The sequence below is a fragment of the Magnetovibrio blakemorei genome (assembly GCF_001746755.1).
GTDB classification, from domain to species: Bacteria; Pseudomonadota; Alphaproteobacteria; order Rhodospirillales; family Magnetovibrionaceae; genus Magnetovibrio; species Magnetovibrio blakemorei.
Genome location: NZ_MCGG01000017.1, coordinates 64,535 through 82,789 on the forward strand (window position 1 = coordinate 64,535; position 18,255 = coordinate 82,789).

The window sequence follows — 18,255 nt, forward strand, 5'->3', positions numbered from 1 at the left end:
TTATCTCATCACCCCGCAATGTACATGTACCAGACCACCATGAGCACCACGCCAACAAGCATGGCGAACGCATAGTGATAGAGATACCCCGTCTGCAAAACACTGGCTTTTTCGGCCGTGTCTTGCGTCGCCTGGGCAACACCGTTGGGGCCAAGACCATCAATGATGGCCTGATCCCCCACTTTCCACAAACCGCGCCCAATAAGGAACGCTGGTTTGACGAAGACGGCGTCGTACAGCTCGTCGAAGTACCACTTGTTGAAAACGAATGTATGGATGGGTTTGATGGCAGAAACCACCAGTCCCGGAAGGCTCGGCACGAACATATACATCAGATAAGCCAAGGCGATCCCTGCCCCCCCAACAACCAACGGCAGGAGTTTCACCCAGCCGGGCACATGGTGGGCATTTTCCAACGCCGGATGGCTTTCCAGGACCAAAATAGAATTGCCCCAGAAATGCGCGGCGCCATGACCGACGAACCACTCATAGCCGATCCAGCCCGCACCACATGCGCCTGCCGCCAACAACAGCAACGGCAAGATCATGACCTTGGGGCTTTCGTGGACGTGCGCCATGGTCTTTTCATCGGCGCGCGGTGTGCCATGGAACGTCATGATGATCAGACGCCAGCTGTAGAACGCGGTCAGGAACGCCGCCGTAATGCCCATCCAGAAGGCGTAATTACCGACCCCCGTATGCGCGCCGTAAGCCGCTTCCAAAATCGTGTCCTTGGAGAAATAACCCGCAAACGGCCACACCCCGGCCAAAGCCAGCGAACCAATCCACATCAAGGAATAGGTCACCGGAATAAGCTTCCAGGTGCCACCCATCTTGCGCATGTCTTGTTCATCGGACATGGCATGAATGACCGAGCCAGCGCCTAAGAACAACAGGGCCTTGAAGAACGCGTGGGTCATCAAGTGGAAGATCGCCGCTTGATATGCCGAAACGCCAATGGCGAAAAACATATAGCCCAACTGCGAACAGGTCGAATACGCGATCACGCGTTTGATATCGAACTGGGTGCAGCCGATGGTCGCGGCGAAAATAGCCGTGCTGGCGCCGACAACCGTCACCACTTGCAAGGCAAAGTCCGAATATTCAAACAAAGGCGACATACGGCTGACCATGAACACACCCGCCGTCACCATGGTGGCCGCGTGGATCAACGCCGACACCGGGGTCGGGCCTTCCATGGCGTCCGGCAACCAGGTGTGCAGACCCAACTGCGCCGACTTGCCCATGGCGCCGATGAACAACAGCAAACAGATCACCGTGATGGCGTGGAACTGACCCGAGAAAATCGAAATCTGCGCATCCGCCATGGTCCCGGCGTTGGCAAAGATGGTGTCCAAATTGACCGTGCCGAACATCACGAAGGTGGCGAAGATGCCCAAGGCAAAACCGAAGTCACCGACGCGGTTGACCACAAAGGCCTTAATCGCGGCGGCGTTGGCGGACGGCTTGTTGTACCAAAAACCGATCAGCAAGTAAGACGCCAGGCCCACCCCTTCCCAGCCGAAGAACATCTGCACCAAGTTGTCGGCAGTCACCAGCATCAACATGAAAAAGGTGAACAGCGACAGATAGCTCATAAACCGCGGCACATCCGGGTCGTGGTGCATGTAACCAACGGAATAGACGTGCACCATGGCCGAAACCGTACACACCACCACCAGCATCACAGCCGTCAGGGTATCGACCTTCAGCGCCCAGTTGAGATCCAAATCACCCGATTGAATCCAGTGCAGCACCGTCACCGTATAGGTTTCGCCGTGCAAGCCGACTTGGCTGAACACAATCCATGACAACACCATCGCCACCAACAAAGCGGCAGAGGTGATCCATTGGGCGTACATATCGATTTTGTGTTTTTTGTGTTTGTCGGAACCGCACTTCACGAACGCGAGCATCCCCGCGAGCATCGAGGCCAGAAGCGGCAGAAAGACAATGGCTTTAATCATGCTCATCTTGCGCTCCTCAGCCCTTCATACCGTTGATGTCATCAACGGCAATGGAACCACGGTTACGGAAAAACACCACCAAGATGGCCAGCCCGATGGCGGCCTCGGCAGCGGCGACGGTGAGGATAAACAGCGAGAACACTTGGCCCACCATATCGCCCAGCTCAACCGAAAACGCCACCATGTTGATGTTGATGCCCAGCAACAAAAGTTCGATCGACATCAAAATGACGATGACGTTTTTGCGGTTCAGGAAAATTCCGAACATCCCGGTCGCGAACAAAATCGCCGCCACCGTCAAATAATGTCCCAATCCAATGTCGGCCATCAGATGCCCCTCCCCGTTTCGACTTTTTTGAGCACCACGGCCTCCTTCGCATCGCGCGCCAACTGGCGAGAGATCACTTGTTTTTTGCTGTCCTTGCGCTTGCGATGGGTGAGCACAATGGCGCCGATCATGGCCACCAAAAGCACCAGCCCCGCAGCTTGGAACAAATAGACGTAACGGGTGTACAGCAGTTCAGCCAACGCCGACGTATTGCTCATCACATCGACACCGGGCGTTTTGGCCTGGATGTTGGCGGCGGCTTCCGGGGCCATATGCCAGACCGACGCCGAGGCCAACATTTCACCGATGAAGATCACCACCACCAGCAAACCGATGGGCAGGTAGTTGAGGAAGCCCTGCTTCATCTCCGCCACCGTGACGTCCAGCATCATGACCACGAACATAAACAGCACCGCGACCGCGCCGACGTAGACGATGACCAACAGCATGGCGAGGAATTCCGCCCCCGCCAAAACGAACAATCCACCCGCGTTGAAAAACGCCAAGATCAAAAACAACACCGAATGAACCGGGTTGCGGCTGGTCACAACCATCACCCCCGAACCGATGCAGAAGATGGCGAACATATAGAAAACCAAAGTTGCGATCATGTGTTTCCCAGGCTCCTCAACGGTAGGGCGCATCGGCGCGCAGGCGGAGGTCGAGTTCGACCTCCCACCGATCACCGTTGGCCAGCAGTTTGCTTTTGTCGTACATCAGCTCTTCCCGTGTTTCGGTCGCATATTCAAAATTCGGGCCTTCAACAATGGCGTCCACCGGGCAAGCTTCTTCGCAAAAGCCGCAATAGATGCACTTGGTCATGTCGATGTCGTAGCGCGTGGTGCGGCGCGAGCCGTCATCACGTGGTTCGGCTTCGATGGTGATGGCTTGTGCCGGGCAAATGGCTTCACACAATTTGCACGCGATGCAGCGCTCTTCCCCATTGGGGTAACGACGCAGCGCATGCTCACCGCGAAAACGCGGGCTCAGCGGGCCTTTTTCATAGGGATAGTTCAGCGTTATTTTGGGACGGAACATGTAGCGCAGCGTGAGGAACATGCCTTGCAGCAGTTCCACCAGCAAAAATGCGCGCATGTGTCGGTTGATGAAGCTCATATTTAGGTCCTCCTCAACCTGTGACCGCTGGGACGTTCGGCAACAAGTCGAACATCACCAAAACAGCCGAAACGATCACCACCCCGGCCAACGACATGGGCAGAAACACTTTCCAACCCAAACGCATCAGTTGGTCGTAGCGATAGCGCGGGAAGCTGGCACGTACCCAGATGAAAATGAACAGCAGCATGACAATCTTGATGAAGAACCAAATCGGTCCGGGGATCAGATTGAACGGCGCAATGTCTAAGGGCGGCAACCACCCCCCTAAAAACAAGATGGTGGTCATGCCACACATCAAAATCATGTTGGCGTATTCACCCAAGAAAAACAGCGCAAAGGTCATGGCCGAATATTCAACGTTGAAGCCCGCAACCAATTCGGCTTCGGCTTCCGCCAAATCAAACGGGTGACGGTTGGTTTCCGCCAAGGTGGAGATGAAAAACACCACCGCCATGGGCAGCAACGGAATGACAAACCACATGCCGCGCTGGGCTTCGACGATGGCCGTCAGGTTCAACGAACCGACACACAACAGCACCGTAATGATGACAAAGCCCATGGACACTTCATAAGACACCATCTGCGCCGCCGAGCGCAAAGCCCCCAAAAACGCGTACTTGGAGTTCGATGCCCAACCCGCCATGACGATGCCGTAGACCCCCAGCGACGAAATCGCGAACAGGTACAAAACACCGACATTGATGTCAGCCAAGACCAAGCCTTCGCCGAACGGAATGACCGCCCAGGCGATCAACGCCAAGAAAAACGTCAACATCGGCGCGATCAAGAACACCGCCCGGTTGGCGCTGGACGGAATGACGGTTTCTTTCAAGAACAGCTTCACACCGTCGGCAAACGGTTGCAGCAAGCCAAACGGCCCGACCACGTTGGGACCGCGACGCAAGTGCATCGACCCGATGACTTTGCGTTCCATGTAAGTCAGGTAGGCCACAGCCACCAAAACCGGAACAACGATGACCAAGATCTTAATAACGATCCAGATCAGCGGCCATAGATAGGCATCCCAAAGCTCAACCATCGGTGCCGGTCCTTTCCGTCTCAACCATGAATTCGGCGGTGCACGCCGCCATGGTTTCGGACGCCCTTGAAATCGGGTCGGTCATGTAATAATTGCGAATATGTGATGACAGCGGTTTTGATTGAATGTCACCCGCAACGCCAAAATCAACCCACTCAGCGGGTTGCAATTCGTCCAGAGTGGCAAAAATCGGGTTCAGTTCAACCATGCGCGCGCGCACCTGAGCCAAAGTGTCGTAGCCCAAGGTCTTGCCCAACACCGCCGACAACGCCCGCACGATGGCCCAGTCTTCTTTGGCTTGGCCCGGTGCAAACACCGCCAGTTGGCCCCGTTGCACGCGGCCTTCGGTGTTGACGTAGGTGGCGTTCTTTTCCGTGTACGCAGCACCCGGCAAAATCACGTCCGCCATGTGCGCGCCACTGTCGCCGTGGTGGCCTTGATAGATGATGAAGGTGTCGCCCAGTTTAGCGGCTTCCATACCATCGGCCGCCAACAGATACAGGACTTCAATTTTGCCGTCACCGCACGCATCCAAGATGCCCGCCGTGTCCAGCCCGCCGTCCTTGGACGAAAAGCCGATGTCCAAACCGCCTACGCGGGACGCCGCGGTTTGCAAGACGTTAAAGCCGTTCCAGCCTTCCGCAATCAGACCAAAGCCGTCGGCAATGGCTTTGGCAGCGGCCAAAATCGCCGCCCCATCCGCACGCATCAACGCGCCTGCGCCCAAAATCAGCATCGGTTTTTTGGCTTTTTTCAAAACCTTGGCAAACGCATGCTTGCCTGAGACGATCTGCGCCAAAACCGCCGGATCGTCGCCGAAGTAATCGTGTTTGTAGGTCAAGTCCGTGCTCGGCCCGACCACGCCCACTGCCAAGCCGCCTTTGAGGTAGCGTTTGCGAATGCGCGCATTCAAAACCGGCGCTTCAATACGCGGGTTTGAGCCGATGATCAACACCGCGTCGGCCTCTTCAATCCCGGCAATAGACGTGTTGAAAATGTAGCTGGCGCGCACGCTCGGATCGACGGCACTGCCTTCTTGGCGGCAGTCGACGTTTTTGGACCCCAGCTTGGCCAACAGATCTTTCAGCGCCGTCATGGCTTCGACGTCCGCTGTGTCGCCCGCCAAGGCGGCAATTTTGGACCCGGCCAAACCGTCAACTTTGGCTTTAATGGCTGCGAACGCTTCTTCCCACGTTGCGGGCAGCAACTTGCCGTCTTTTTTCACGTACGGCTGGTCCAGGCGTTGACGCCCCAAACCGTCACAGGCAAAACGCGATTTGTCGCCCAGCCATTCTTCGTTCACGTCTTCGTGCAGACGCGGCACGATGCGCAGCACTTCGCCGCCACGTGTGTCCACGCGAATGTTGGCGCCAACCGCGTCCAACACATCAACGCTTTCGGTCTTTTTCAGCTCCCATGGACGCGCTTTAAACGCGTAAGGCGCCGATGTCAGGGCACCGACCGGGCACAAATCGATCATGTTGCCCGACAGTTCCGACGAAATCGCCTTGTCGACGTAGGTGCCGATTTCCAAGTGTTCACCCCGGAACACTCCGCCCAATTCGCCGGTGCCGGCAATTTCATTGGCGAAACGCACACACCGCGTGCAGTGAATGCAGCGCGTCATGACGCCGCGGATCAGCGGGCTGAAGTTTTTGTTTTCAACGGCGCGTTTGGTTTCGGTATAGCGCGAGATGCCGGTGCCATAAGTCATGGCTTGGTCTTGCAAATCGCATTCGCCGCCTTGGTCGCAGATGGGGCAATCGAGCGGGTGATTGATGAGCAAGAACTCCATCACCGCTTCGCGCATTTTTTTGACCTTTTCGGTGTTGGTATGGATGACCATACCTTCGCCGACGGGCATGCAGCACGACGCGACCGGCTTGGGCGCGCGTTCCATTTCCACCAGACACATGCGGCAGTTGCCCGAAAGCGGCAGCCGTTCGTGGTAGCAGAATCTTGGCACTTCGGCTCCGGCCAATTCGCAAGCCTGCAGCACGGTCAGACCGGCTTCGACTTCGATTTCCGTACCATCAATGGTGAGCTTTGGCATGGCTCCCCTTCCTCTACTCTAATTATTCAGCCGCGTTGGCGGGGGCGCCAACTTGGTTTCCGGCAGGTGTTCCGGCTTTTTCCAGGATTCGCGCTTCCATTTCGTCTCTGAAATGGCGAATCAAACCTTGGATCGGCCAGGCGGCTGCGTCACCAAGGGCGCAAATGGTGTGCCCTTCGATGCGTCGCGTGACGTCTTCCAGCAAATCGATTTCATCAATGTGGGCATTGCCTTGACCGATGCGTTCCAGCATCCGCCACATCCACCCGGTGCCTTCGCGGCACGGCGTACACTGGCCGCAGCTTTCATGCATGTAAAAGCGGCTGAGCCGGGTGATGGCGCGCACGATGTCGGTGGACTGATCCATGACGATCACCGCTGCGGTGCCCAGGCTGGAGCCATGCTCTTTGAGCCCGTCGTAATCCATCAACGCGCTGTCGCACTGGGCCTTGGTCATCACCGGAACGGAACAGCCGCCGGGGATGACACCCTTGAGATTGTTCCATCCGCCGGTCACGCCGCCGCAATGTTTTTCCAGCAATTCCTTCATGGGAATGCCCATTTCTTCTTCGACTGTGCAGGGATTTTCCACATGGCCGGAGATGCAAAACAGCTTGGTTCCGGTGTTGTTGGGACGACCGATACCGGCAAACCACGATCCGCCCCGGCGCAAGATTTCCGGCACCACGGCAATGGATTCAACGTTGTTCACCGTTGTCGGGCAACCGTACAGACCACAGTTGGCGGGGAACGGCGGCTTCAGGCGCGGCTGGCCTTTTTTGCCTTCCAAGCTTTCGATCAACGCACTTTCTTCGCCGCAGATGTAAGCACCGCTGCCCAGATGGACGTAGATGTCGAAGTCATAGCCAGACTTGCAGGCGTTTTTGCCCACCAAACCCGCTCCGTAGGCTTCGTCGATGGCCCGTTGCAGGGCTTCGGCTTCGCGGTAAAATTCACCGCGCACATAGATGTAGCACACATGCGCGCCCATGCCGACGGACGCCAACAGCGCCCCTTCGATCAGCTTGTGCGGCTCGGAGCGCAAAATTTCGCGGTCTTTGCAGGTGCCCGGTTCGCCTTCGTCGGCGTTGATCACCAAGTAGCTGGGGCGTTTGTCTTCCTTGGGCATGAAGGACCACTTCATGCCGGTGCCAAAGCCCGCACCGCCACGACCGCGCAGACCCGACGTTTTCATTTCATCGACAATCCAGTCGCGGCCTTTTTTGATGATGGAAGCCGTTTTGTCCCAATCGCCGCGCGACTGCGCACCTTTGAGCGACAAATCGTGGATGCCGTAAATATTGGTGAAGATGCGATCACGATCATGAAGCATGGATCAGCCCTCTCCCAACAATGTTGTTAAGCCGCCCGCGGGTTGGCAGCCCACACGCTTGCCCGCTTGCGATCCCGCTGGCGGTGTTTCGCCCTTGGCCAACGCATCGATAATTTTTGCGGTGGTTTCGGCGGTTAAGTCTTCATAGTAGTCGTCGCCAACCTGCATCATCGGCGCGTTGACGCACGCGCCCAAGCATTCGACTTCCAGCAAGGTAAACTGACCGTCCGGGGTGGTTTCGCCGGAATTGATGCCCAGCTTTTCTTTGCACACCTTAAACACATCGTCGGAGCCTTTGAGCAGGCACGAAATGTTGGTGCACACCTGGACGAAGTTTTTGCCCACCGGCTTTAAGTTGTACATGGTGTAAAATGTGGCGACCTCATAGACGCGGATCGGCTCCAAACCGACCATGTCCGCCACGGCGTCCATAGCCGCACGGGGCAGCCAGTTGTCGTTTTGGCGCTGCGCCAAGGTCAGCAACGGCATCACCGCGCTGGCCGTTCGGTCAGCGGGGTACTTGGCTAAGATGACCTTGGCGGCCTCTAAGTTTTCTGCCGTAAAGGCAAAGGTTTCGGCATTGTCACTCATCGGTCAATCTCACCAAACACAATATCAATGGACCCGATCACGGCGACGGCATCGGCCAGCATATGGCCCTCGCACATCATATCCATGGCCTGCAAATGGGCGAACCCAGGTGCGCGAATTTTACAACGGTACGGCTTGTTGGTGCCGTCTGAGACCAGATACACGCCGAACTCGCCTTTGGGGGCTTCGACGGCGGTGTAGGTTTCGCCCGCCGGCACGTGCATACCTTCGGTCATCAGTTTGAAGTGATGAATCAACGCTTCCATGGACGTTTTCATTTCCGCGCGCGGCGGCGAAGCCACCTTGCGGTTTTCCGTCATGACCGGGCCTTTGGGCATCTGTTCGATGGCTTGGCGCATGATCTTCAAGCTTTCGCGCATTTCCATCATGCGCACCACGTAGCGATCGTAGCAGTCGCCGTACTTGCCCACGGGAATGTCGAAATCCATTTTGTCGTAAGCGTCATAGGGTTGCGACTTGCGCAGATCCCACGCCACGCCCGATGCGCGGAGGTTCGGGCCGGTAAAGCCCCAGTCCAGCGCTTGCGCCACGGTCACTTTGGCAACGTCCACTGTGCGCTGTTTAAAAATACGGTTTTCCGTCAGCAGCGTTTCCACATCGTCGATCATCTTGGGGTATTGTTCGATCCACGCCAAGATGTCTTCGGCCAAGCCGTCGGGCATGTCCCGAGACACGCCGCCAATGCGGAAATAGTTCATGTGCATGCGCGCACCCGACACCCGCTCGCAGAACTCCATCAAGCGTTCTCGATCTTCAAACGCCCACAACATCGGCGTCATCGCGCCCACGTCCATGGCGTAGGAACACACATTGAGGATGTGGTTCAAAATGCGGCCGATTTCGCAATACAGCACGCGGATGTACTGGGCGCGTTCGGGCACTTCGATGCCCAACAGCTTTTCCGCCGCCAACACAAATGCGTGTTCCTGATTTTGCGGGGCCACGTAATCGAGACGATCAAAATACGGCGTGGCCTGCTGATAGGTCTTGTGTTCGATGAGCTTTTCGGTGCCACGGTGCAACAGGCCAATGTGCGGATCGGCGCGATCAATGATTTCGCCATCCATCTCCAGCACCATGCGCAGCACACCGTGGGCGGCTGGATGCTGAGGCCCGAAGTTCAGGGTCATGTTCTTGATTTGATTTTGCGACATGATTTACGCGCCCTTTTCTTTGCTTGGCTCGGCTTTGTTCTGCTCGGCCTTTTCATCGCCCGGCAACAGATCGGGCTGACCTTCCCAGGGGCTCAAAAAATCGAAGGTGCGGAATTCTTGGGTCAGTTTGACCGGTTCATACACCACGCGTTTCTTTTCATCGTCGTAGCGCATTTCCACAAAGCCCGTCAGAGGGAAGTCTTTGCGCAGGGGATGGCCTTCAAAACCGTAATCCGTCAGCAACCGGCGCAGATCAAGATTGCCGACAAACGGCACACCGAACATGTCCCAGCATTCGCGCTCGAACCAGCCCGCGGTGGAAAACACCGAAGTCACGCTCGGCACCGGTTCGCCCGAGGTGCGAACTTTGACGCGGATGCGGCGGTTCAAGGTCATGCTCAACAGGTTGTAGACCACGTCAAAGCGCTCTTCGCGCTCGGGGTAATCGACGCCGCACAGATCGATCAGTTGCTTAAACTGGCAATTGACGTTGTCGCGCAAATAGGTGAGCACGCGCTCAATATCGTCACGCTTCACTTCAATGGCCAGCTCACCTTTGCGGATGGAGGTGTCCAACACGGACGCCCCCATAGCCGAAGTGACGATCTCTTTAAGTTCTTCGAGGGCTGGATCCATAGGTCCAAAAACTCCCAGTTTCTTAATCTGTGCGCGTCTCTCACATGTGTCGAAAGACGATGATGAAACAGTTTGGCTTAGCGAAACAGCGTGCCGGTCCGTCTGATTTTCTTTTGCAGTTGCAAGATGCCGTACAACAACGCTTCCGCCGTCGGCGGGCACCCCGGCACGTAAATGTCGACCGGAACCACCCGGTCACAGCCGCGCACCACCGCATAGGAATAGTGATAATACCCGCCACCGTTGGCGCACGAGCCCATGGAGATCACCCACCGGGGTTCTGCCATTTGGTCGTAAACTTTACGAAAGGCCGGAGCCATTTTGTTGGTCAGCGTGCCCGCAACGATGATCACGTCCGATTGACGCGGGCTGGGACGCGGCACCACGCCGAATCGATCCAAGTCATAGCGGCTCATATACGCATGGATCATTTCCACCGCACAGCACGCCAAACCGAACGTCATCGGCCACATGGAACCGGTGCGCGCCCAGTTGACCACCTTGTCAACATTGGCGACGACAAAGCCGCGTTCGTTCAGCTCGTCTTCAACCTGGGACAGCAAGGCATCTTGATCTGAGCCGTTCAGTTGAGGGGGGCTCAAGGGCTGAAGCTCATTGCCGGGCTTGGTCTCTACTCCCATTCCAGAGCTCCCTTCTTCCATTCATACACAAAGCCAATGGTCAGCACGGCCAAGAAGATCATCATCGACCAAAACCCAAACAGGCCCAACGCGCCCAAATTTGCCGCCCACGGGAACAAGAATGCGACTTCCAAATCGAAGATGATGAACAAAATGGCGACCAGATAGAATCGCACATCGAATTTGATGCGAGCGTCTTCAAACGCTTCGAATCCGCATTCGTAGGCCGAATCCTTTTCCGGGTCCGGTTTTTGGCGTCCAATGATCCAGCTCGCGGCGATCATAAAGACCGCCATAACACCCGCAATGGCTATAAACACCAGAACCGGGAAATAATCAGATAAAAGCGCGTCGCTCATGCTGAGGCTCCCATCGGGGATCCCTAAGAACCGGGCATCTCACTTGTTTTAAGCCACAGCAAAGCATCCGGCGTTGCACATGCGCTGCCGAAGTTTGCTCAAAGCACAAGAAAGACATCTCAGTCATAGGATTAAAGGAACTCCCCAGGTCGTTCCGTTGAAAATCGTTGTAAAGTCCCGATGCAAACGTTTGTTTTTGCGTCATTCGTAAGCATCAACACCTCCCCAAGAGGCGCGCATCCGTTATAGGACATTTCCTCAGAAGCACCTATCCCCAATTGGGTAGGGCCAGCCTACCCCGTTTTCCCGCCCGTTCAAGTCAAGAATGACGGTTTCTTCATTTTTTTTGTGCACCGCAACAACACACCACCCGCACACGCTGAAATACGCAAAAGAGCATCCCGCTTGGGTCGCATTTTGAACTGTGCTGTGCGCAACACATAACCGCAGCGACCACCGCAGCAACCTACGTCACCGCAACTGCAATGTCACGAGCTCCCATGGGCTGAAAGCAAAAAAAACCAAGACAGACGGTGTGGGGCCGTTCAAATAGTGTTCAAGGTGTGAGTTTTCCACCGTTGGCCGTTTCAACAACGGAGAGCAACTGAGTGGCGAGCATGCCTTTCAGCATATTTTCCATCTCATCAAAATTAAACAGCCCCTGTTGAGAGAGAGCCTTATCAGCAGCCTCTAACGCCTGAAAATAATGTGCCCTGTTCGCTTCAATTTGCTGAGGAATTGTTGGAGAGCCTGGCAATATGCTCCGCAATTTTACGCATAATATGATATAAGATAACATCCTTGAAGTTCTGCCGTTTCCATCACTGAAAGGATGAATCCAATTGAGTCTCCACATGATGAAGCTTGATAAATAGAACGGGGACTGTTCATGCCACTCGCTGTTCACAAAGTCACACAACTCCGTCACCAGGTTTGGAACGAGGTGTGCTTCTGGGGGAGTGTGCTGACTTTTTGAAATTTTAACAGGTGATTTCCGCCATTCGCCCGGAAAATCTTCAATACCATCTACAGCAATTCTCTGCAGGTCTTGTATTAAACTATTCCGCAACGCAAAAGGGCGTTCAGGCTCAAGAAAATACTGGATTGCCTCTTGAGCAAAATCATACTGCCTCAGACCATTATCGATCTCGAGCTGGCGCTTTTCCTCGTCAGAAAGATTTATGGACAATACAAACTCAATTCAAAAAGGTTACTCGTGGAGCAAAACTTTGGCGCGCTCATCCACCATTTCACGTGTTATTGAACGTGTCTCATCTTCGATCGCAACGTTCCCATAAACAAAACTCCTGCGCTGCTCTTCTTTTTGTTCGTCACTCATCTTGATGGTACGAGCGAGTTCAATAAGCTGCGACACGCTGGGATATTGTTGTTGTTGTTTTTGTTCCATGGCTCAAGCTCCCACTCAAAAGATTCTGTGAATTTATAATGCCCCAATTCGGGAAAGAACAGAAGTCCATCAATCATAAACGAGACTAAAGATTCTCATCGACGTATTAACAAGTCGTATTCATGCAAAGCTTTTTCAAATCACAAAACATTTACACAATTGTAACCCTAAACCAAACCTGACCAAATTGCGTCATATTCCAAAAACAAAAAACCGCAACCTGTTAGGGTCGCGGTTTTTTTTGTAAGGCGAATGGCGGGAGTGACGGGACTCGAACCCGCGGCCTCCGGCGTGACAGGCCGGCGCTCTAACCAACTGAGCTACACCCCCTTCGCCGTTCTTGCCCTCCGACCATGAAGTCGCTTCACCGCCTGAGGACGCGTCTATGTAATGCAGCCCCATGCGGGCGTCAAGCTTTGTACCGAGCCTTTTGTGAAAAAAATTTGACGCCGGGCGCTCCCCCGCTGTTTCCATCCCTTTTCGTTCATTTTCAGCACCCTTGCAAAGCACCATCCAAGCGGGCAATGTCATGTGCAGACGTCCAAAACCATATGGAAAGCACCGTGAGCTCAGACAAAACATCAGACCTAACCTCGCAAATACCAGACCTAACCGCGCAAATGATCGACCGCGCGCAAGCTGTGTTCACCGAATCGAGTGACCTTAAGGCCCGCATCGCCATCAGTGATGCGCCTCAAATCTTGGCGCGAATGGCAAAAACAGCCGCCGCCAGCATCCAAAATGGCGGCAAAGTGATGTTTTGCGGCAATGGCGGATCGGCGGCAGATGCCCAACACATCGCGGCGGAATTGCTGGTGCGTCTGCGCTCTGATCGCGAACGCGGCACTTTGCCCGCGTTGACGTTGACCCAAGACAGTTCCACCCTCACCGCCTGCGCCAACGATTACGGCTTTGATTATATCTTTGAACGCCCTCTGCGCGCGCTGGGCAAGTCGGGCGACATTTTGGTGGGAATCACCACATCGGGAAATTCGGCCAACGTATTGCTGGCTATGCAAGCGGCCAAAGACAAAGGAATCACCGTGTTTGGCTTCCTCGGCGGCGATGGTGGCAATGCCGCCCCGCTGTGCGATGAAGCCTTCATCGTGCCCGCTCAGGACACCGGACGCATCCAAGAATCACACATCACCGCAGGCCACATTTTGGTCGAATTGATTGAAGACGCGCTCAACGCCTGAACCGTCAGAACTGTCAGAACCGGGCCGATTATTGCATTTCAAAGTGTTGTCGAACGCATTCTTCCAACAGTTTACGAGCGTGAGATTCTGAGCTGTTTTCCAAGCGTTGTGAGATATCGACAGCCAACTTGCGAAACACCGCCATGACGGCAGCGTCAAAATGGCTTCCGGTATCCTTTTCCAAGATGTCCATAACCTTTTCAAACGCCATGGGCTGTTTGTAAGGGCGCTTGGAAGACAGCGCATCAAAGACATCAGCCACCGCGAAGATCCGTGCCGCCAGCGGAATGGCTTCGCCCTTCAACTGGCGCGGATAGCCGCTGCCATCCCATTTTTCGTGATGCGCCGCAACCACCGCATTGGCGTCATCCAGCCACCCCATGCCGGTCACAATCTCCTCTCCCAACGCGACGTGGGTACGCATAATGGTGAACTCTTCTTCGTCCAGTTTGCCCGGTTTGAGCAAAATGGCATCGGGAATGCCGATTTTTCCAACATCATGAAGGAAGCTGCCGGCGATCAGGGCCTGCATCGCGTGCCCCGTCAGCCCCATTTCTTCGGCGATGCGCGCCGAAATCCAGGCAACCCGGTAGTTGTGTTCCCCGGTATCGGAATCGCGCTTGGCAATGGCCCGGCCCAAGGATTCCATCATCGAAATATGAGAATCGAGCACTTCGCGGGCTTTACGTTCGTTATCCGTCGAAAGGTGCACGACCACGGGATAAATCGCGGCACCGCACAGCAATGAGGCCAGACACGCCATCAACGCGACTGTCAGGGCATCGGCAAAGATTGCTTCCTGCTGCCATTTGGGCACCACACGGACACCTTCGAAGTATCCCGTTATGGGGCCACTGACATCACCCGTCTTTTCCCGCAGGGGAATAAAGACCCGCAACACCCACACGTCACCTGCCAGCTTAAGGCTCTCGTAAGACGTCGCCCGGTAATCGGGTTTGCCATGCCCCGTCAGAGACGGCTCAATGGCCTCCCCCTCTGCGGTCATGGATTCGGCCAGTTTAGCGCCGTTTTCATCGTAAATTTCGGCGATATCAAACAACCCGCCGACGATGGTGTTGGCCGCAACTTTGGCACGACCAACCGCGTCCGCTCCCCCCAGCTTGATCGCATGGTGATGGTGGAGCAAGCGACCCGATTCTTCCATGGCCAGCGACACGATGCCTTCTTCTGCATTTTCTCTGGCGACATACCAGGCAATCGGACTGCTGATAGAGGCGAGCAGCGTACTGACGCCGGCAATGAGAATGGCTGTGCGCTTTTTAAAGGGATTCACGGGGAAAATCCGACCTAAATAAAATCGTTCTTATATTGCAGGACACTAACTGAGGAAGACGAGGTTGTGAAGCGGATCAATGTCAGCGCGTAAAGGAGGCTCAACATTCCACCACATTCACCGCCAATCCGCCTTGTGAGGTTTCTTTGTACTTCGATTGCATATCCAGGCCAGTCTGTCGCATGGTTTCGATCACTTGATCTAAACTCACAAAATGCACTCCATCGCCTTTCAAAGCCAACCGCGCGGCGTTGATGGCTTTGACCGCGCCCATGGCGTTGCGTTCGATGCACGGAATTTGCACCAGACCGCCAACGGGATCGCAGGTGAGGCCCAAGTTGTGTTCCATACCGATTTCAGCGGCGTTCTCAATCTGCGCGTTGGTGCCGCCCAGGGCCGCCGTCAGACCCGCCGCCGCCATGGAGCACGCCACGCCCACTTCGCCCTGACAGCCCACTTCCGCGCCCGAGATGGAGGCTCTGGTTTTATACAGCACGCCGATGGCCGCCGCGGTGAGCAAAAAGGTGCGCACACCGTCCACAGAATCGGGCGCCGCCCTGGGCGCGCGGGAGGCGCAAAAGCGTTCATAGTAGCGGATCACCGCCGGAATGATGCCTGCCGCACCGTTGGTGGGGGCCGTCACCACCCGCCCGCCGGACGCATTTTCTTCATTCACCGCCAAGGCATATAAATTCACCCAATCCATGATGGTCAGCGGGTCGCGCAGGCCGATCTCGGAATTCGCGTTCAGCTCATCAAACAGCTTTTTCGCCCGCCTGGGCACCTTTAAGCCCCCCGGCAAAATGCCTTCTGCGCGAAGCCCGTGTTCGATGCACGCATTCATCACCGCGTGAATGCGGTCCAAGAAGGCCAAGGTTTCGCCCTCTTCGCGCCACGCGGTTTCGTTGATCAGCATGATTTCGGCAATGCTCAAATTTTCCACCTTACCGATGCTCAGCAGTTCGCTTGCGGAGGAAAACGGATAGCGAATGCGGATATTGTCGCCCGAGCTGTAGGTGTCGATTTGCGCGTGACCCTCTTCCACGACGAATCCGCCACCGATGGAATAGAACGTGCGCATTTGCACATCGTGCCCATCTGCATCGATGGCCTCAAAGCGCATAGCGTTGGTATGACGGGCCAAAACCTCATCGCCCAAAAAAACAATGTCGCTTTCAGGATCGAAGGCAATGTCCGACACCCCGCCCAGGGTGAGAGACTTGCGCGCCGTTATGTCGTCCACGATGCTCACAACTTCGTCGACTTCGATGGCCCGCGGGCGCTTGCCCGACAGCCCCAGCAACAATGCCTTATCGGTGTGATGGCCGCGCCCGGTCAGCGCCAAAGACCCAAACAACGTCACCCGTATACGCCCGACACGCTCAAGATCGCCGTTTTCGCTGAGTTCGGTGACAAACCGATACGCCGCGCGCATAGGCCCGACGGTATGAGAACTGGACGGCCCAATACCGATGGAAAACAAATCAACGACACTGAGGCTGGCTTCATTGACGCCCTCGTCGCCATCTGTGTTGTCACGGGTGGCGCTGTCGTCAATCGGGTTTGCCATAAAAGGTCCCTGAGAGGTTAATTTAATCCCTTGCGCTCGTCTTAAGCACACGGCAAGCGAATGCACGCAACCGTGCCGCCACTCATCGCATTTTCAATTTCAAACTTGCCCCCTAAAAGGGCAACCTTTTCACTGACCAATTGAATACCTTGGCCCCATCCCTTGCGACGAGAGTGCTCATATGATGTAGTGACGGAGCCACCCTTCATCAAGCTCATCAATATGGTTGTCGGAATCCCCGCACCGGTATCTTGAACAATCATGATCAGGCCATTGTTTTTGTAATCGCGCTCACCCTTTACAGTCACCATGCCGCCTTTGGGGGTAAACTTGATGGCATTGCTGAGAAGATTTGACAAAACTTCATACAGCACCACCGGGTCAGTGTGCAAAGTGGGGAAATCTTGGGCAATGGTGTAATTCAAGGTGATGCCATTATCCTTGGCATCGACCTCAAACGTGCGCAAAATTTCCGGACAAAAGGCACTAAAATCAACGTCTTCCTTTTGTATCGTCACGCGCCCAGTAATGGCTTCATCCAGCACCCGTTCGCAGATCATAAGCAAACGGCGCGTCGATGAATTGATCACGTCTGCATAATCGTAAACTTGCTCTTGCGACAAGGACTTCGGCAACGCGTCCTTTTTCATCATCGCAGAGAAACCCAACAAGGCATTCAGAGGTGTACGAATTTCGTGCGCAAATTCCCGAAGCAACGCCTTTTCTTTTTTGGCTTCGTTACTGTTTTTATTATCAACCTCAACGTCCGTCATGATGCGCCCCGATCATTCAAATGCCCACACTCTATTTGAGGCCAGTTCAGGGTCAAAAGTCAATATTCAACATCCTCAGGGTGTATATAAGCATACAAATGAAAGCATAACTGATTGCGGATACACGCAAAAAAAGGCGACGCGGTCAGCGTCGCCTTTTTGAATTGGTGGGCGGTGACGGGTTCGAACCGCCGACATTCTCGGTGTAAACGAGATGCTCTACCAGCTGAGCTAACCGCCCTTAAGGTGGACCTTCATCTTGGAAACGCGTGGACAGTACTGCCCCGTTACCCGGAACTCAAGCCCAAATGCGAAACGACCGTCCCCTTGTGGAGACGGTCGAAATCGCAAAGATGCTGTCTTAGTTGACGGCGTCTTTCAGAGCCTTACCAGCTTTAAATTTCGGCTGGTTGGAGGCTGGGATTTGAATGGATTCACCGGTGCGCGGGTTGCGACCGGTTGAGGCTGCGCGTTTTGCAACGCTAAACGTGCCGAAACCGACCAAGCGGACTTCGTCACCGGACTTCAGAGAACCCGTAATAGCATCGAGTACGCCGTCAACAGCTTTGGTGGCGTCCGTTTTGGACAGGTCCGTGCTGGCAGCAACGGCAGCAATCAAATCATTCTTGTTCAACTTAAGGCCCCCTTCATAAATCAAGGATTGGTACAGGTACGCGCCGTTTTGCAGCGCAGTGATTCGTTAATGGAGGACTTTAGTGTCCAAACCCGAACCACGTCAATCAAACAAGTGGAGTTTTCCCCAGTTTTTT

The 18,255-nt window shown here is 55.0% G+C and carries 19 protein-coding genes and 2 tRNA genes; 1 reads left to right on the forward strand and 20 read right to left on the reverse strand.

Going from position 1 to position 18,255, the window contains the following annotated elements:
* Positions 1-8: 8 nt before the first annotated feature.
* The 15 genes from nuoL to BEN30_RS05680 form a co-directional block, all read right to left on the reverse strand.
* The gene (nuoL, locus tag BEN30_RS05610; protein WP_069957456.1) at positions 9-1,967 is read right to left on the reverse strand and encodes an NADH-quinone oxidoreductase subunit L; all 1,959 of its coding nucleotides are present in this window, start codon (positions 1,965-1,967) and stop codon (positions 9-11) included.
* Positions 1,968-1,983: 16 nt separating this feature from the next.
* On the reverse strand, positions 1,984-2,295 hold the full coding sequence (nuoK, locus tag BEN30_RS05615; protein ID WP_069957363.1) for an NADH-quinone oxidoreductase subunit NuoK: 312 nt from the start codon (positions 2,293-2,295) through the stop codon (positions 1,984-1,986).
* A complete protein-coding gene (locus tag BEN30_RS05620) occupies positions 2,295-2,906 on the reverse strand; it encodes an NADH-quinone oxidoreductase subunit J (protein ID WP_069957364.1) in 612 nt (203 codons plus the stop codon). The genes nuoK and BEN30_RS05620 overlap by 1 nt, the downstream gene beginning before the upstream one ends.
* 16 nt (positions 2,907-2,922) lie before the next feature.
* Positions 2,923-3,411, reverse strand: a complete 489-nt coding sequence (nuoI, locus tag BEN30_RS05625; protein ID WP_069957365.1) for an NADH-quinone oxidoreductase subunit NuoI — start codon at positions 3,409-3,411, stop codon at positions 2,923-2,925.
* 13 nt (positions 3,412-3,424) lie between these two features.
* On the reverse strand, positions 3,425-4,453 hold the full coding sequence (gene nuoH / locus BEN30_RS05630) for an NADH-quinone oxidoreductase subunit NuoH (RefSeq protein ID WP_069957366.1): 1,029 nt from the start codon (positions 4,451-4,453) through the stop codon (positions 3,425-3,427).
* Positions 4,446-6,506, reverse strand: coding sequence for an NADH-quinone oxidoreductase subunit NuoG (gene nuoG / locus BEN30_RS05635; RefSeq protein ID WP_069957367.1), 2,061 nt, complete (start codon positions 6,504-6,506; stop codon positions 4,446-4,448). Before nuoG ends, nuoH begins: the two co-directional genes overlap by 8 nt.
* A 22-nt stretch (positions 6,507-6,528) precedes the next feature.
* On the reverse strand, positions 6,529-7,839 hold the full coding sequence (gene nuoF / locus BEN30_RS05640) for an NADH-quinone oxidoreductase subunit NuoF (RefSeq protein WP_069957368.1): 1,311 nt from the start codon (positions 7,837-7,839) through the stop codon (positions 6,529-6,531).
* Between the two features lie 3 nt (positions 7,840-7,842).
* Entirely contained in the window at positions 7,843-8,430 is a 588-nt protein-coding gene (nuoE, locus tag BEN30_RS05645; RefSeq protein ID WP_069957369.1) for an NADH-quinone oxidoreductase subunit NuoE, read from the reverse strand.
* A complete protein-coding gene (locus BEN30_RS05650; protein WP_069957370.1) occupies positions 8,427-9,605 on the reverse strand; it encodes an NADH-quinone oxidoreductase subunit D in 1,179 nt (392 codons plus the stop codon). The genes nuoE and BEN30_RS05650 overlap by 4 nt, the downstream gene beginning before the upstream one ends.
* Positions 9,606-9,608: 3 nt before the next feature.
* Positions 9,609-10,241 carry an NADH-quinone oxidoreductase subunit C gene (locus BEN30_RS05655; RefSeq protein WP_069957371.1) on the reverse strand — a complete coding sequence of 211 codons (633 nt, stop codon included), beginning with the start codon at positions 10,239-10,241 and terminating at the stop codon, positions 9,609-9,611.
* Between the two features lie 77 nt (positions 10,242-10,318).
* Positions 10,319-10,882 carry a NuoB/complex I 20 kDa subunit family protein gene (locus BEN30_RS05660; protein WP_170826971.1) on the reverse strand — a complete coding sequence of 188 codons (564 nt, stop codon included), beginning with the start codon at positions 10,880-10,882 and terminating at the stop codon, positions 10,319-10,321.
* Complete coding sequence (locus tag BEN30_RS05665; RefSeq protein ID WP_069957373.1) at positions 10,873-11,241, reverse strand: NADH-quinone oxidoreductase subunit A; 369 nt, start codon at positions 11,239-11,241, stop codon at positions 10,873-10,875. The genes BEN30_RS05660 and BEN30_RS05665 overlap by 10 nt, the downstream gene beginning before the upstream one ends.
* 556 nt (positions 11,242-11,797) lie before the next feature.
* Positions 11,798-12,430, reverse strand: a complete 633-nt coding sequence (locus tag BEN30_RS05670; RefSeq protein ID WP_211563291.1) for a Fic family protein — start codon at positions 12,428-12,430, stop codon at positions 11,798-11,800.
* A gap of 21 nt (positions 12,431-12,451) precedes the next feature.
* On the reverse strand, positions 12,452-12,649 hold the full coding sequence (locus BEN30_RS05675) for a hypothetical protein (protein WP_069957375.1): 198 nt from the start codon (positions 12,647-12,649) through the stop codon (positions 12,452-12,454).
* Positions 12,650-12,902: 253 nt separating this feature from the next.
* Positions 12,903-12,979 (reverse strand) — tRNA-Asp (locus tag BEN30_RS05680).
* A gap of 290 nt (positions 12,980-13,269) precedes the next feature.
* Between BEN30_RS05680 and BEN30_RS05685 the strand changes: the two genes are divergently transcribed.
* Positions 13,270-13,848 (forward strand): D-sedoheptulose-7-phosphate isomerase, encoded by a 579-nt coding sequence (locus BEN30_RS05685; RefSeq protein WP_069957457.1) that lies wholly within the window; start codon positions 13,270-13,272, stop codon positions 13,846-13,848.
* A 28-nt stretch (positions 13,849-13,876) separates the two neighbouring features.
* On the opposite strand, the gene BEN30_RS05690 is transcribed toward BEN30_RS05685, so the two are convergent.
* The 5 genes from BEN30_RS05690 to BEN30_RS05710 form a co-directional block, all read right to left on the reverse strand.
* Positions 13,877-15,142 (reverse strand): HD-GYP domain-containing protein, encoded by a 1,266-nt coding sequence (locus BEN30_RS05690; protein ID WP_069957376.1) that lies wholly within the window; start codon positions 15,140-15,142, stop codon positions 13,877-13,879.
* Between the two features lie 100 nt (positions 15,143-15,242).
* Complete coding sequence (locus tag BEN30_RS05695; protein WP_084005087.1) at positions 15,243-16,712, reverse strand: L-serine ammonia-lyase; 1,470 nt, start codon at positions 16,710-16,712, stop codon at positions 15,243-15,245.
* A gap of 41 nt (positions 16,713-16,753) precedes the next feature.
* On the reverse strand, positions 16,754-17,485 hold the full coding sequence (locus BEN30_RS05700) for a sensor histidine kinase (protein WP_069957377.1): 732 nt from the start codon (positions 17,483-17,485) through the stop codon (positions 16,754-16,756).
* Between the two features lie 165 nt (positions 17,486-17,650).
* Positions 17,651-17,726, reverse strand: a tRNA-Val gene (locus BEN30_RS05705).
* Positions 17,727-17,846: 120 nt separating this feature from the next.
* Complete coding sequence (locus BEN30_RS05710) at positions 17,847-18,119, reverse strand: HU family DNA-binding protein (protein ID WP_069957378.1); 273 nt, start codon at positions 18,117-18,119, stop codon at positions 17,847-17,849.
* Between the last annotated feature and the right edge of the window lie 136 nt (positions 18,120-18,255).